Origin of the sequence: Paenibacillus sp. FSL M7-0420 (genome assembly GCF_038002345.1) — a bacterium.
In the GTDB taxonomy this organism is placed as follows: domain Bacteria; phylum Bacillota; class Bacilli; order Paenibacillales; family Paenibacillaceae; genus Paenibacillus_AQ.
Map to the genome: position 1 here is coordinate 1,689,502 of NZ_JBBOCJ010000001.1, position 14,357 is coordinate 1,703,858.

12 protein-coding genes are annotated in these 14,357 nt (G+C 55.1%); 11 read left to right on the forward strand and 1 reads right to left on the reverse strand.

What is annotated here, in order from left to right; translation table 11 throughout:
* Positions 1 to 10 precede the first annotated feature (10 nt).
* Both MKX51_RS07200 and mgrA read left to right on the forward strand, forming a co-directional pair.
* Entirely contained in the window at positions 11 to 751 is a 741-nt protein-coding gene (locus MKX51_RS07200) for an NAD-dependent protein deacylase (protein WP_340991813.1), read from the forward strand.
* A gap of 98 nt (positions 752 to 849) precedes the next feature.
* Positions 850 to 1,848 carry an L-glyceraldehyde 3-phosphate reductase gene (gene mgrA / locus MKX51_RS07205; RefSeq protein WP_340995546.1) on the forward strand — a complete coding sequence of 333 codons (999 nt, stop codon included), beginning with the start codon at positions 850 to 852 and terminating at the stop codon, positions 1,846 to 1,848.
* A 96-nt stretch (positions 1,849 to 1,944) separates the two neighbouring features.
* On the opposite strand, the gene MKX51_RS07210 is transcribed toward mgrA, so the two are convergent.
* A complete protein-coding gene (locus MKX51_RS07210; protein ID WP_340991815.1) occupies positions 1,945 to 2,802 on the reverse strand; it encodes an AraC family transcriptional regulator in 858 nt (285 codons plus the stop codon).
* Positions 2,803 to 3,037: 235 nt separating this feature from the next.
* Between MKX51_RS07210 and MKX51_RS07215 the strand changes: the two genes are divergently transcribed.
* From MKX51_RS07215 to glcT, 9 genes are all read left to right on the forward strand, one after another.
* Complete coding sequence (locus tag MKX51_RS07215) at positions 3,038 to 4,216, forward strand: galactokinase (RefSeq protein WP_340991817.1); 1,179 nt, start codon at positions 3,038 to 3,040, stop codon at positions 4,214 to 4,216.
* A gap of 1 nt (position 4,217) precedes the next feature.
* Complete coding sequence (gene galE, locus MKX51_RS07220; protein ID WP_340942699.1) at positions 4,218 to 5,204, forward strand: UDP-glucose 4-epimerase GalE; 987 nt, start codon at positions 4,218 to 4,220, stop codon at positions 5,202 to 5,204.
* Positions 5,205 to 5,285: 81 nt separating this feature from the next.
* Positions 5,286 to 6,869, forward strand: a complete 1,584-nt coding sequence (locus MKX51_RS07225; protein WP_340991818.1) for a UDP-glucose--hexose-1-phosphate uridylyltransferase — start codon at positions 5,286 to 5,288, stop codon at positions 6,867 to 6,869.
* A gap of 427 nt (positions 6,870 to 7,296) precedes the next feature.
* The gene (locus MKX51_RS07230) at positions 7,297 to 8,460 is read left to right on the forward strand and encodes an iron-containing alcohol dehydrogenase (protein ID WP_340991819.1); all 1,164 of its coding nucleotides are present in this window, start codon (positions 7,297 to 7,299) and stop codon (positions 8,458 to 8,460) included.
* A gap of 178 nt (positions 8,461 to 8,638) precedes the next feature.
* Positions 8,639 to 9,175, forward strand: coding sequence for a protease (locus tag MKX51_RS07235; RefSeq protein WP_340991820.1), 537 nt, complete (start codon positions 8,639 to 8,641; stop codon positions 9,173 to 9,175).
* On the forward strand, positions 9,175 to 10,761 hold the full coding sequence (locus tag MKX51_RS07240) for a flotillin family protein (protein ID WP_340995548.1): 1,587 nt from the start codon (positions 9,175 to 9,177) through the stop codon (positions 10,759 to 10,761). The genes MKX51_RS07235 and MKX51_RS07240 overlap by 1 nt, the downstream gene beginning before the upstream one ends.
* Before the next feature lie 117 nt (positions 10,762 to 10,878).
* Positions 10,879 to 11,586 carry an ABC transporter ATP-binding protein gene (locus MKX51_RS07245; RefSeq protein ID WP_340991821.1) on the forward strand — a complete coding sequence of 236 codons (708 nt, stop codon included), beginning with the start codon at positions 10,879 to 10,881 and terminating at the stop codon, positions 11,584 to 11,586.
* Positions 11,579 to 13,198, forward strand: coding sequence for a hypothetical protein (locus MKX51_RS07250; protein ID WP_340991823.1), 1,620 nt, complete (start codon positions 11,579 to 11,581; stop codon positions 13,196 to 13,198). Before MKX51_RS07245 ends, MKX51_RS07250 begins: the two co-directional genes overlap by 8 nt.
* A 147-nt stretch (positions 13,199 to 13,345) precedes the next feature.
* The gene (gene glcT, locus MKX51_RS07255) at positions 13,346 to 14,209 is read left to right on the forward strand and encodes a glucose PTS transporter transcription antiterminator GlcT (protein WP_340991825.1); all 864 of its coding nucleotides are present in this window, start codon (positions 13,346 to 13,348) and stop codon (positions 14,207 to 14,209) included.
* Positions 14,210 to 14,357: the final 148 nt, after the last annotated feature.

A 14,357-nucleotide genomic window follows, 5' to 3' on the forward strand; every position in this document is an offset into this window, starting at 1 on the left:
GGTGTAGATTATGGAACAATTACAGCTACTGGCTTCCTGGATACAAGACAGCAACAATATTGTGTTTTTCGGCGGTGCCGGAACATCGACAGAGAGCGGCATCCCGGACTTCCGTTCGGCAGCCGGTCTGTACCAGACCCAGCACAACTCTCCCTATCCGCCTGAGGTGATGCTCAGCCGCAGCTTTTTTATGTCCTCGCCGGACATTTTTTTTGATTTCTACCGCAGCAAGATGATTCATCCCGGAGCGAAGCCGAACGGGGCCCACCGGCTGCTTGCGGAGCTGGAGGATAGCGGCAGGCTGAAGGCGGTCATAACGCAAAATATCGACGGACTTCATCAGATTGCCGGAAGCCGCCGGGTTCTGGAGCTGCACGGCTCTATCCACCGCAATCACTGCATGGGCTGTCAGCGCTATTACGGCCTGGAGGAATGGCTGGAGCAGGAAGGCTCTGTGCCGCGCTGTGAGGACTGCGGGGGGATCATCAAGCCGGATGTGGTGCTCTATGAGGAAGCACTCGATCATGAGGTGCTTGTTGAGGCCGTGGATGCCATTGCAGCGGCGGATCTGCTGATCATCGGCGGTACCTCGCTTACCGTTCATCCTGCCGCAAGCCTGGTCACTTACTTCAGGGGGCGGCATACTGTACTGATTAACGGCGAGCCTACCCCGTATGATGATCAGGCAGACCTGATTATTACAGAACGGATCGGAGATGTGCTGGGCAGAGTGCAGGGACTGCTGGGCTAACGCCCAGTCAGTCTTTTTTTGTAGAACAAGATTACTTATGAAGCCGTGAGTTTATAGAAGGGTATTCACACATGAGATACGAGAGGCAGGGATATAACATGGTATATGTGGCTAGTGATGAACGGTATGAAGGAATGCGTTACAACCGCACCGGCAGGTCAGGTCTCAAGCTTCCGGCCATCTCACTGGGCCTGTGGCATAATTTTGGCGGCATTGATGCCTTTGAGAACGGACGTGAGATGATTACCCGCGCCTTTGATCTCGGAATTACCCACTTCGACCTGGCGAATAACTACGGGCCTCCGGCCGGATCGGCGGAGGAGCTGTTCGGCAAGGTACTGGCCCGGGATCTCGCGCCGTACCGTGACGAGCTGATAATCTCCACCAAGGCGGGATATACGATGTGGCCCGGCCCTTACGGGGACTGGGGTTCACGTAAATATATCCTGTCGAGTCTGGACCAGAGCCTGAAGCGGCTGGGGCTGGACTATGTGGATATCTTCTACTCCCACCGCCCGGACCCGGACACGCCCATGGAAGAAACGATGGGAGCGCTGGATCATGCTGTACGCTCAGGCAAGGCACTGTACATCGGCTTGTCCAACTATACGGCAGAGCAGACGCAGCAGGCTATTGCGATCTTGAAGGAGCTGGGCACCCCGCTGCTGATTCATCAGCCGAGGTATTCCATGCTGGACCGCTGGATTGAAGGCGGGCTTCAGGATGTACTGGAGGAGCATGGGGTGGGCAGCATCGCCTTCACTCCGCTGGCGCAGGGTCTGCTGACGAATAAATATCTGAACGGCATCCCCGAAGATTCCCGGGCAGCCGGACCTTCGGCTGCGCTGAATGAGAGCCGGATTACGCCGGAGGTGCTGCGCAGAATCCACGCGCTGAACCAGATGGCCGTAGCGCGCGGCCAGAGTCTGGCCCAGTTCGCCCTGCTCTGGACGCTGCGCGGCGGCCGGATCACCTCGGCGCTGATCGGCGCCAGCCGGGTCAGCCAGATCGAGGAAAATATCGCCGCGCTGTCCCACAGTGACTTCACGCAGGAGGAGCTGGACCGGATCGAAACGATCCTTAAGACAGAGGAGTGAAGCCTAAGAGTTGCCATAAGGTCCGGCTTCCATAGATAACCATGCAAGCAGCCCGCTTCCTGTTCAGGAGACGGGCTGTTGCTCTAGGCGATAGGGCTATTTCTCTCCAGGGTTCACCGTGGCCTGGCGGTAAGCGGAGGGGGATTGGCGGTAGAAGCGCTTGAACTGCCGGGAGAAATACAGGGCATCAGTCAGTCCGACCGATGCCGCTACCTGCTCCACGGACAGCTCGGGACGTTCACGCAGCAGCTGGCGGGATTTCTCTACCCGCAGCTTGAGCAGGTAAGTGACCGGAGAGAGCCCCGTCTCCTGCTTGAAGATACGGGAGAGATAAGCGCGGTTATATCCCAGAGAGCCGCACATCTGTTCAATCGAGACCGGATGGGCATACTGGGAAGCCATGTAGTGAATCATCTGCTTCACTGTCCGCTTGATCTGTGATTCCGCACCCGGCAGCCGGGAGGATGAGACCAGCAGCTCCGCTGCCTCCCCTGCAATGAGGTACAGATATCCCAGAGAGGTCAGGGCGGCGCTCTCCTTATTGGCATAGAAGGCGGACATCATCCCGGCAAGCGCTCCGGGAATGACACTGCCGCCTGCGGTAGACAGCACCGGGGCTAGCGGAGCGAAGCCCGCCTGCTGCGCAAGCTGCCCGGCATCAGCGCCGGTGAAGGCCGCCCAGCGGTAACGCCAGGGCTGCTGCTGATCCGAGATATAGCTGACCAGCTGGCCCGGATGGATCAGGAAGCAGTCTCCTGCTCCCAGCTCATACGTGTGCTCCTCTGTCCGGAAGACCCCGGCGCCTGATTCAATATAATGGAGCAGATAGTAATCGTAGATCTTGGGACCCGCCTGATGCAGCGGGAGGGTCTGGCTCTCTCCCGCAAAGAGTACATGCAGCAGCTGCTTATCGTAATATACAGGATTTGATCCTACTGAATAGGTATGTTGCACTGCAAGCCGCCCTTCTTGAAGAGAACGCTCCTATCGCTAAGTGTATAAGGAGCGCCCGTTCACTTTTCTTCTTACTGAGTATAGTCTCTTCAGAGACGAAAGTCACATTTGTCCATATATTGCACACATGATTGCATTATCAGGGCAAGTCTGATTTTATTATAATGTAAGCATGAAGGACGCAAGCTATAATCCACAGTCCCAGCACAAGCAGCGAAAGGATGGAGTGTCAATAATGAGCATACAGGAACTTAACAGTACATTTATCAAGAAGTACGGGGAGAGCGGGGAAGCCGCGCGGGTATTCTACGCACCGGGCCGCGTGAATCTGATCGGAGAGCATCTGGACTACAACGGAGGTTATGTTTTCCCGGCCGCCCTGGACTTCGGAACCACCCTGATCGTGCGCCCGCGTACAGACGGCAAGGTTCAATTCGCATCCACGAATTTCCCTTATGAAGCTTCCATCGACTTCCGCGACACCGGCGCAGCCAAGACCGGCGAATGGGTGGACTATCCGGTCGGCGTAATGGTGGAGCTGGCTAAGAAGGGGCACCCGGTATCCGGGGGCTACGATCTTTTGTTCCATGGTGAGATTCCTAACGGTTCCGGCTTGTCCTCTTCCGCTTCGATTGAGGTTGTGACCGGCTATGCCTTCCTGACGCTGCTTGGCGGTGACACAGATACGGTGGAGATCGCTCTGTTGTCCCAGCGTGCGGAGAACCAGTATGTCGGCGTGAATTCCGGGATCATGGACCAGTTCGCAGTAGCCAACGGCAAGCGCGACCACGCGATTCTGCTAATGTGTGACACGCTGGAGTACAGCCTGGTCCCATTCGTGACGGGCAGCTATAAGCTGGTCATCGGCAACACGAACAAGAAGCGCGGTCTGGTGGACTCGAAGTATAATGAGCGCCGCAGCCAATGTGAAGAGGCACTCGCTATTCTGAAGCAGGAGGTTCCATCCCTGTCCTATCTGGCTGAGATGAAGCCTGAGCAGTTCGAGCTTCACCAGGATAAAATCGCTGACGAGACCGTCAGACGCCGGGCCCGCCATGTGGTGGAGGAGAATCAGCGTGTGCTTGACTCGGTGGAGGTGCTGAAGAACAATGATCTGAAGCAATTCGGACTCTATATGAATGACTCGCACGTATCCCTGCGCGATCTGTATGAAGTCAGCTGTGAAGAGCTGGACGTTATGGTAGAAGAAGCGCAGCGCATTCCTGGCACACTGGGCTCACGGATGACCGGCGCAGGATTCGGGGGATGTACGGTATCTCTGGTGCACGAGGATGATGTGCAACGTTTCATAACAGAAGTTGGAGAAGCCTACAAGAACAGAACCGGCCTGACCGGCGAATTCTATGTATGCGGCATCGGCAACGGCGTGGAAGAATTGAAAGGAGTGAAATAAGATGGCGATTCTGGTAACGGGCGGCGCAGGATACATCGGTTCACACACAGTAGCAGAGCTGCTGGACCGCGGTGAAGAGGTTGTGGTGATTGACAATCTGCTGACAGGGCACCGGGAGGCGCTGCTGGGCGGCAAGCTGTACGAGGGCGACCTGCGCGACAAGGCGCTGCTGGCGAAGCTGTTCTCCGAGAATGAGATCGAAGCGGTGATTCACTTCGCAGCCAGCTCCCTGGTGGGCGAGAGCATGAAGGACCCGGTTAAATACTACGACAACAATGTGTACGGAACGCAGTGTCTTCTAGAAGCCATGCAGCATGCCGGTGTGGATAAAATCGTCTTCTCATCCACAGCCGCCACCTACGGCGAACCGGAAAAGGTACCTATCGAAGAGACCGACCGCACCGAGCCTGCGAATGTCTACGGTGAGACCAAGCTGACCATGGAACGCATGATGGCCTGGTTCGACAAAGTGCTCGGCATCAAATACGTAGCGCTTCGCTACTTCAATGCCGCAGGCGCACATGCCAGCGGCAAGATCGGCGAAGACCACCGTCCGGAGAGCCATCTGATTCCGCTGGTGCTCCAGGCTGCGCTGAAGCAGCGCGAGAATATCGCAGTGTTCGGGGAAGACTATCCGACAGAGGACGGAACCTGCGTACGCGACTACATTCATGTCAGCGATCTGGCGGATGCGCATGTCCGTGCAGTCACTTATCTGCGCAGCGGCAGTGCAAGCAATATCTTCAACCTTGGCAACGGCCTGGGCTTCTCAGTGAAGCAGGTCATTGAGACGGCGAAGAAGGTTACCGGCCTGGACATTCCGGTTGTGGTTCAGGAACGCCGCGCCGGAGATCCGGCAGTGCTCGTCGCTTCCTCTGACAAAGCCCGCAAGGTTCTGGGCTGGGACCCGCAGCATGCCGACCTGGAAGGCATTATTCAGAGCGCCTGGAGCTGGCACTCTGCCAATCCGCAAGGGTACGGGGAGTAAGCAGCAATTCTGCTTGTTGCCCGAAGGTGAAATAGACAGAATGCAAAGCGCCGCATAAGGCACCATAGAAGGAGAAATGAAATGCAGAACGATAATAGTACGGCTTCTGCCGCTGAGAAGGCGCTGTATGCGATTGAACAGCTGGTTCTGTTTGCCGGACATACGGGACTTATCCAGCCAGCAGATGTGGATTACAGCCGCAATGAACTCCTGGACCAGTTCGGCTTCAGCGAGCCGTATCCCGGCGAGTTCACTGAAGGTCCGCTGGACAGTCCGCAGGCCCCGCTGGACCAGCTGATTGATTACGGGTTCAGTCTCGGGCTGATCCCGGAGAATACCGATACGTACCGCGACCTGCTGGATGCGAAGATTATGGGCCTTCTGATGGCCCGCCCGTCTGAGGTCAATGCGGAGTTCGCCGCGATCCAGGCGGCACAGGGCATTCAGGCGGCAACGGACCGCTTTTATAAGCTGAGCATTGATTCCAACTATATCCGTATGGACCGTGTAGCGAAGAATGTGTATTGGCTTCAGGAGTCGCCGTACGGGGATATTGAGATGACAATCAACCTCTCCAAGCCGGAGAAAAGTCCGAAGGAAATCGCTATGGCCCGGCTGCTTCCGCCTCCGGTCTATCCGAAGTGCCAGCTCTGCCGCGAGAATGTCGGCTATGCCGGCCGGGTCAATCACCCGCCGCGTCAGAACCTGCGCGTGATCCCGCTCCCGATGAACAACGAGAAATGGTTCTTCCAGTACTCGCCGTATGTCTACTATAACGAGCATTGCATTGTGTTCCACCACGATCATGTGCCGATGAAGCTGACGAAGGATACGCTGAAGCGTCTGCTTAGCTTCGTGGAAGCCTTCCCGCATTATTTCATCGGCTCGAATGCCGATCTGCCGATTGTCGGCGGCTCGATTCTGACGCATGACCACTTCCAGGGCGGACGGCATACGTTCCCGATCCAGAAGGCACCCAAAGAGGATACCTTCACGCATGCCTCGTATCCCGGTGTCAGCTTAAGCACTGTGAAGTGGCCGATGTCCGTGCTGCGGATGCATGCGGAAGATCCGGCGGTGCTGCTGGAGGCAGGCAACCATATCTACGAGTCCTGGAAAAGGTATAGCGATCCGGCCGCCGAAGTGCTGGCGTTCAGTGAAGAGGACGGAGAGAGCGTTCCGCACAACACTGTTACCCCTATCGTGCGCCGGGCAGAGGACGGCGGCTACGAGATGGATCTGGTGCTGCGCAACAACCGGACCAGCGAAGAATATCCCGAAGGGATCTTCCACCCGCACCGGGAGATGCACCATATCAAGAAGGAGAACATCGGCCTGATTGAGGTGATGGGCCTGGCTATTCTGCCGGGACGGCTTAAGGAAGAGCTTGACGCCATCGCCGGCATACTGGCGGGCGATACTGCGCTTCTCGGAGCTGTCCAGAGCGAGGGCAAGGATCATCCGCTGGCGCTGCATGCTTCCTGGATTGTAGAGCTGGTAAGCCGCTTCAGTACCTCCCTGAACCGCGAAGAAGCAGTGAAGGCCGTGCAGAATGAGGTGGGTACGAAGTTCACCCACATTCTGGAGCATGCCGGAGTCTACAAACGCACGCCGGAAGGGCAGGCGGCCTTCCGCCGGTTCCTGAACAGCAGTGGTTTTAACTGAGAGCATACTTACTTAATTTAATGATCGCAAAATTTACTGTCCCTGCCGGATTCGGCGGGGGCATTTTTTATCATTGGGAAATGATGATATTCGCCTCTATTGTGGATTAATTACTGCTGCCTGCGGATGAAACGGACTGAGAAGACGTTATATCCCTCAGAAACTAATAAATGAGGATGTAACGGACTGAGAAGCGCTTATCTTGTTCATTTGAGCGTAATATGACGGATATCAGGACGCTTAACGGAATCTCAGTCCGTTTATCCTGTCATCTGATCAGATTTGCCAACATAACGGAATCTCAGTCCAACTTACGGGTAGAGGAGTAAAGTATGCCTGTCTCTTTCCGGGCCATTTGAATGCGCCAAGCCGGAGGACTATAATAGACAGGTGCTTCACATTCACATACTCATGGAGGTTTACTCATATGCGCAAGTTTGAATTTTATAACCCGACCAAGCTTATTTTCGGACAGGGAACATTGCAGGCACTCCGTACCGAGGTGCCGAAATACGGTAAGAACGTACTGCTGATGTACGGCGGCGGCAGCATCAAGCGCAGCGGCTTGTACGACAACGTCATCGCTGAGCTGGCAGCGGTTGGTGCCGTAGTTACCGAGCTTGCCGGAGTGGAGCCGAATCCGCGTCTCTCGACGGTACATAAGGGTGTAGCGTTATGCCGCGAGCATAATATCGACCTGATTCTTGCCGTCGGCGGCGGCAGTGTGCTTGATTGTGCCAAGGCGGTGGCCGTCGGAGCGAAATATGAAGGGGATATGTGGGACTTCGTAGAACGCAAGGCCGCACCTCAAGGTGCGCTTCCGTTTGGAACGGTGCTGACAATGGCAGCCACCGGCTCCGAAATGAACAACGGCTCGGTGATCACCAACGAAGTGACCAAGGAGAAAATGGGCTGGGGCAGCATCCATGCCTATCCGGCATTCTCGGTTCTTGACCCGGAGAACACCTTCTCCCTGCCGCGTGACCAGACAGTCTACGGTATGGTGGACATCATGTCCCATACGCTGGAGCATTATTTCCATACAGACAGCAATACGCCCTTACAGGACGGCTTCTTGGAGGCTCTGCTTCGTACGGTCATTGAGACGGCGCCGAAGCTGATTGAGGATCTGAACAACTACGAGCTGCGCGAGACCATTATGTACTGCGGGACGATGGCGCTGAACGGAATGGTCAGCATGGGCTTTGCCGGTGACTGGGCTACGCACAACATTGAGCATGCCGTATCCGCTGTGTATGATATTCCCCACGGCGGCGGCCTGGCGATTCTCTTCCCGCAGTGGATGAGATATAACCTCAGCACGAATCCTGCCCGCTTCCGCCTGCTGGCTGTGAACGTGTTCGGCATTGACCCTGCCGGCAAAACCGATGAACAGACCGGCCTCGAAGGCATTGAAGCGCTCCGCCGCTTCTGGGATTCCATTGGCGCTCCGAAGACGCTCGGCGATTACGACATCGACGACAGCGAAATCGGCAGCATGGCCGACAAGGCGGTCCGCTTCGGTCCGTTCGGCAACTTCCGCAAGCTGGAGCGTCAGGACGTAGTTGAAATTTATAAGCTGGCTTTGTAAGTCAGCCATCGGCAGTACAGCCGCTTCCCGTCTACGGGGGCGGCTTCTTTGGTCTGTTAATTTTCCCGCTTCCGGCATACATTAATGAGAGCAATACCCAACTTTGTGAAACCAAGGGCATGACAGTTGCGTTTATACTAGTATGACAGTCCGGAAGTAATGACGGGAGGAGACTAACATGCAAACGCTGTATTTGGGCTGTTTGGCGCTGGGTATTCTTTTTGCTGTAGTCAGTGTAGTGGTAGGCGACCTGATTGGGAGCGCTCTGGACGGGATTTTTGACATCGTATCCTTTGATTTCCTGAATCCTACCCTATTGGCAGGAGGGATCACTGTATTCGGTGGAGCAGGCATGCTGCTGGGCCGCTACAGCGGACTGGAAGATGGCGTGATTCTCGCCTTGTCCCTGCTGGTTGCGGCATTCGTGGGCGTATTGATGCATTTGGTGGTAGTGAAGCCAATGAGGAACAGCGAGATGTCGAACGGCTTCTCCATGAATGAACTGCCGGGTAAGATCGGTGAGGTTACCGTCCCGGTCCCCGGCACAGGCTACGGTGAGATTATGGTGAAGTTCGGTGCAGGCAACAGCCTGCATACGGCGGCCAGCTTCGAGCAGCATGCACTGCCGGCCGGAATCAAGGTTGTAGTAGTTGAGGTACGTGAGGGTGTAGCACTTGTGTCTGAATTCGAAGAGAGAAAAGGAGTGGACTTATGATGCTAGAGAATATTCCAGAATCCCTATTTATACCTGCGATAGTAATCGCTGTACTGCTTGTCCTCGGACTCGCCTTCTGGGCGCGTTACAAGACGGTTGGCCCGGATGAAGGCATGATCGTCACCGGTTCCTTCCTGGGCAACAATCATATATCAGATGATGGCTCCGGCCGCAAAATCAAAATCGTCCGCGGCGGCGGTGCATTCATTCTGCCCGTCTTCCAGAAGGCGGAGTTCATGTCGCTGCTCTCCCATAAGCTCGATGTGACGACCCCGGAGGTCTATACGGAGCAAGGCGTGCCGGTCATTGCCGACGGGGTCGCCATCATCAAGGTAGGCAGCTCCACGGAAGATGTGGCAACGGCAGCCGAGCAGTTCATGGGCAAGCCGATTGAATCCCTGAAGAGCGAAGCGCAGGAAGTGCTGGAAGGACATCTGCGGGCGATTCTTGGTACGATGACCGTAGAAGAGGTCTACCGCAACCGGGACCGCTTCGCCCAGGAGGTTCAGGGGGTTGCCGCCCGTGACCTGAAGAAGATGGGACTTCAGATTGTCTCATTTACCATCAAGGACGTACGCGATAAGCACGGATACCTGGAAGCGCTGGGTAAACCGCGGATTGCCGCAGTGAAGCGGGATGCGGAGATTGCGGAAGCGGAAGCTGTCCGTGACGCGCGGATTCAGAAGGCCAATGCCGAGGAGCAGGGGCAGAAGGCGGAGCTGCTGCGGGATACCAACATTGCCGAAGCATCGAAGGAGAACCAGCTCAAGGTCGCAGCGTTCAAGCGCGATCAGGATACTGCCAAGGCGGAAGCCGATCAGGCGTACCACATTCAGGAGGCGCGTGCCAAGCAGACCGTGGTGGAAGAGCAGATGAAGGTTGAGCTGGTCCGCAAGGAACGCGAAATCGATATTCAGGCGAAGGAAATCCAGGTACGCGAGAAGCAGTATGATGCTGAAGTGAAGAAGAAAGCGGAAGCAGACCGTTATGCGGTAGAGCAGGCGGCGGAAGCCGACAAGGCCAAGCGCATGCGTGAAGCCGATGCTGTGCAGTACAGCATTGAGACTCAGGCTAAGGCAACCTCCGAGCAGAAGCGGCTGGAAGGTCAGGCGATTGCGGATGCAGAGCTGGCCAAAGGTAAAGCAGAGTCTGAAGTTATCCGTCTGCGCGGTCTGGCCGAAGCGGAAGCCAAGGAGAAGCTGGCAGAAGCCTTCCAGAAATTCGGCGAAGCGGCGGTTCTCGATATTATCGTCAAAATGCTGCCTGAGCTGGCCGGGAAGATTGCCGAGCCGCTGGCGTCTATCGACAAGCTGACTGTGGTGGATACCGGCAACGGTGAAGGAGCTGCGCGTGTCAGTAATTATGTGACCCAACTGATGTCGACAGCCCCCGAGATGCTCAAAAGTGTGTCCGGTATTGACGTCGAGGCGCTGATCAAAGGGCTGACGAAGGGCAATTCTGAACAGAAGGATGTTGTCAGACACACAGCAGCACCCATAACCTCTGTGGTCTCAAGACCGGCCCCGGCTGCTGCTCCGGTCACTCCGGCACAACCGGTGGAACCTTCAGAACACCCTGAAGGATAAGAGCAGAGCAAGCCACCAAGGTATGGCAGGCAGCAGTAACGCCAGCCATACCTTTTTTGTAAGTGATCCGCGCAACAGAGATTCCTTATCGTTCAACGCTGAAACGGAGGCAGAGGCATGGAGCTTATACTGGATAATATACGCAAGAGCTTTGACAGCAGAGAGGTGCTGAAGGGAATTGACTTCACCTTCGAGCAAGGCAAGATATACGGCTTGCTCGGCCGTAACGGCGCGGGGAAGACCTCGTTGTTCAACTGCCTGAGCGGGGAGATCCAAATGGACAGCGGCGGGGCTTTTCTGCGGAGAGATGAAGTGAGTCTTCCGCTGCTTGAGGAGGAGATCGGCTACGTCTTTTCCTTGCCGATTCTGCCTGACTTCCTGACCGGTTATGAGTTTGTGAAGTTCTACATGGACATCAATAAAGGGAAGATCCAAGCGGACCGGACCATCGAGGAATATTTCGATATCATCCGTTTCGAGGAGGCGGACAGGCACCGTCTGATCAAGGGCTATTCCCACGGGATGAAGAACAAAATTCAGATGCTGTGCTTTATCATCTCCCGTCCGCCGCTGATCCTGCTGGATGAGCCGTTAACCTCGTTCGATGTGGTAGTTGCGCTGGAGATCAAGAAGCTGCTGCGGGAGATGAAGCAGGATCATATCATTATTTTCTCCACTCATATTCTGCAGCTGGCCGCCGATCTCTGCGATGAGCTGGTGATTCTGAATAACGGCACACTGCGGGAGATTCCGGCGGAGACCCTGCACAGTCCGGAATTTGAAGAGCAGATTATTGCCCTGCTGAAGGATGAGGATCATGATTAGGACGCTGAAGGCGATTCTGGAAGTGCGGGGGATGTCCGGCGCTAATCGGCTGATGTTCTATGCCCGTAAGCTCCCTGTGCTGGGCAAGCTGATCCCGGCCTCGGTCTATTCGGAAACCACGCTGAAGCGGACCTTATCTGTTATCGTGCATATCCTCAAGGTACTTATGGCCTTTGTGACGAAGTTCGCTTATCTTGGGATCATGATCTATCTGCCGGTGAAGTTCATCGGTAATGATATCGCCTTATCCCTTTCTGTTCAGTACCAGCTTTATTTGCAGATGCTGCTATGTATAAGCTTCCTTACGGCCGGGGTTTCCAGCGCGGTTATTCTGGAGCCGAAGCGGGATAAATACATATTCGTGAAGCTGATGAGGCTGCCGGCAGAGCGGTATATGCGGACCACACTGACCCTGCGCGGGATCAGCTTCCTGGTTACTTTTATGCCGGCGATGCTGGTCTTCGGGAATCTTCTCGGTGCTCCGCTGTGGCATGGGGCGGTTCTTACGCTGCTGCTGACGTTCTGGCGTACGGCTTGCGAGGCGCTGCATCTGCGGGTGTTTGACCGCTACGGCATCGTTATTGTCAAAAAAACAAGCTGGATCTGGACCGTCATCGGCGCTGGCTACCTGCTGGCCTATCTTCCGCTGCTCCCCGGATTTGCGGTAGTAGAGAGCGGAATGCTGTTCAATCTGCCTGTGGTGCTTGGCGTGCTGGTGCTGGGAGCCTTAAGTGCGGTCTATATCGCCCGTTATAAGGACTATACGAATGCCGTCGATGCCGTCACCAAAATCGATGATCCGCTGCTCGACATGAGCCGGATGATGAAAGAAGCACGGGTGAAGGATGTGGCCACCCAAGATCAGCACTACTCGGCGGAACAACAGAATCAAGGCCAGTTCGAGGGGAAAAGCGGGTACGCTTACCTGAATGCAATCTTTTTCTCACGTCACCGGCGGCTGATCACCAGTCCGATAGAGCGCAGGCTGGTCATCATTGGCTCGCTTTTTGCCGCTGCTTTGCTGACGATGCTGTTGTCCCAATCCGCTTTTACAAAACTGACTCATTATCTGATTACCGCATTGCCGACCTTCCTGATCATTATGAACTATACGTCCATTGGCGAACGCCTCTGCAAGGCGATGTTCTATAACTGTGATCTCAGCCTGCTGCGCTACGGATTCTACCGTGAACAATCGGCCATTCTAAGCAACTTCCGCATCCGGCTGCTGCGTATCAGCGTGCTTAATCTGATCCCGGCTGCCGCGATCTGTCTGGCGGTGAACGTGCTGCTGCTGCTGTCAGCGGAGAACTGGGGGGCGGGGGATGCTGCACTCTTTTGCGTGACGATTGTGGCACTGTCCCTGTTCTTCTCGGTGCATCATCTGTTCATGTACTATATCTTCCAGCCCTATAGCACGGAGCTCAATGTGAAGAATCCGTTCTTTACGATTGTGAACAGTGTGGTGCTGGGGGTAGGATTCATCGCCATGCAGTTCAAGAGTGAGCTTGGTATGTTTGCCATGATCGTAGTGCTCTCTGCTGTGGTGTATATGCTGGCTGCCCTGATTATGGTATACAGGTTCTCGGGCCGGACGTTTCGGGTGAAATGAAGGGAGCCTGCGGGCGGGTTGCGGCACACTTCTAATTTGAGATTCTTGATGTTATGATAGGAGCTTAAGGGAACGAATCACACACGTTGAACCATGTATCGTGCTGCTGGAATAGATCAGGATTCAGAAGTAAAAGAGGTGTCGCAAGTGAGCAGCATTACCGTGGGCAAGGTGCTTAACAATAACGTGATCATTGCCGAGCATCCCCAGTATGCCGAGGTTGTGGTGATCGGCAAGGGGATCGGCTTCAACCGTAAGACGCGGGACCGGATTAATCTATCCTCTGTGGAGAAGATGTTCATCCTGCGCAGCCAGGAGGAGCAGGAGCAATACAAACAGCTGGTGCCGCAGGTAGACGAGAAGCTGATTGAGGTGGTCCAGGAGATTGTGCTGCATATTATGCAGAGCAGCCGCCAGACACTGAATGAGCATATCCATATTGCTCTTACCGACCATATTTCCTTTGCGATCCGCAGAAGCGAACAGCATATGGCTATTCATAATCCGTTTCTGTACGAGACCCGGGAGATTTATCCGGAGGAATACAGTCTGGCGGAATATGCGGTGGAGCGGATCAATGAGGCGATGAAGGTGACGCTGCCGCCGGATGAGATCGGCTTCGTGGCTCTGCATATTGTCAGTGCGCTTAGCAACCGCCATATCTCCGAGGTGAAGCAGCATTCCCAGCTTATCGGGGATATGGTGGGGCTGGTGGAGGATAATCTGGAATACCGTATTCCGCGGGATTCGCTGGATTATTCAAGGCTGGTGACCCATTTGCGGTTCGTTCTGGAACGTCTGCGCCGGGGAGAGACTGTGCGCGAGACCTCGTCCCTGGATGGACTAATGAAGCGGGAGTATCCCGAGATGTACATGCTTGCCTGGAAGCTGACGAAGGTGATTGAGCAGCGGGTGCGCATTCCGGTATATCCGGCCGAGGTCAGCTATCTGACGATTCATCTGCAGCGTATCGCCCAGAAGAAGGAAGATGAGCCGGAGCTGGACCTGTAGCCGATTTTAGGGGTTGCAACTTCAAATCAATGGTGCTACAATGATCCCTGTTATGAACTACAACAGAATACCTACGTGTAACTGATACGATCAGGCATGAGTGATTTACAGTATTATGGTTGTCCAGCCCCATCTCGGGGTACTCTAA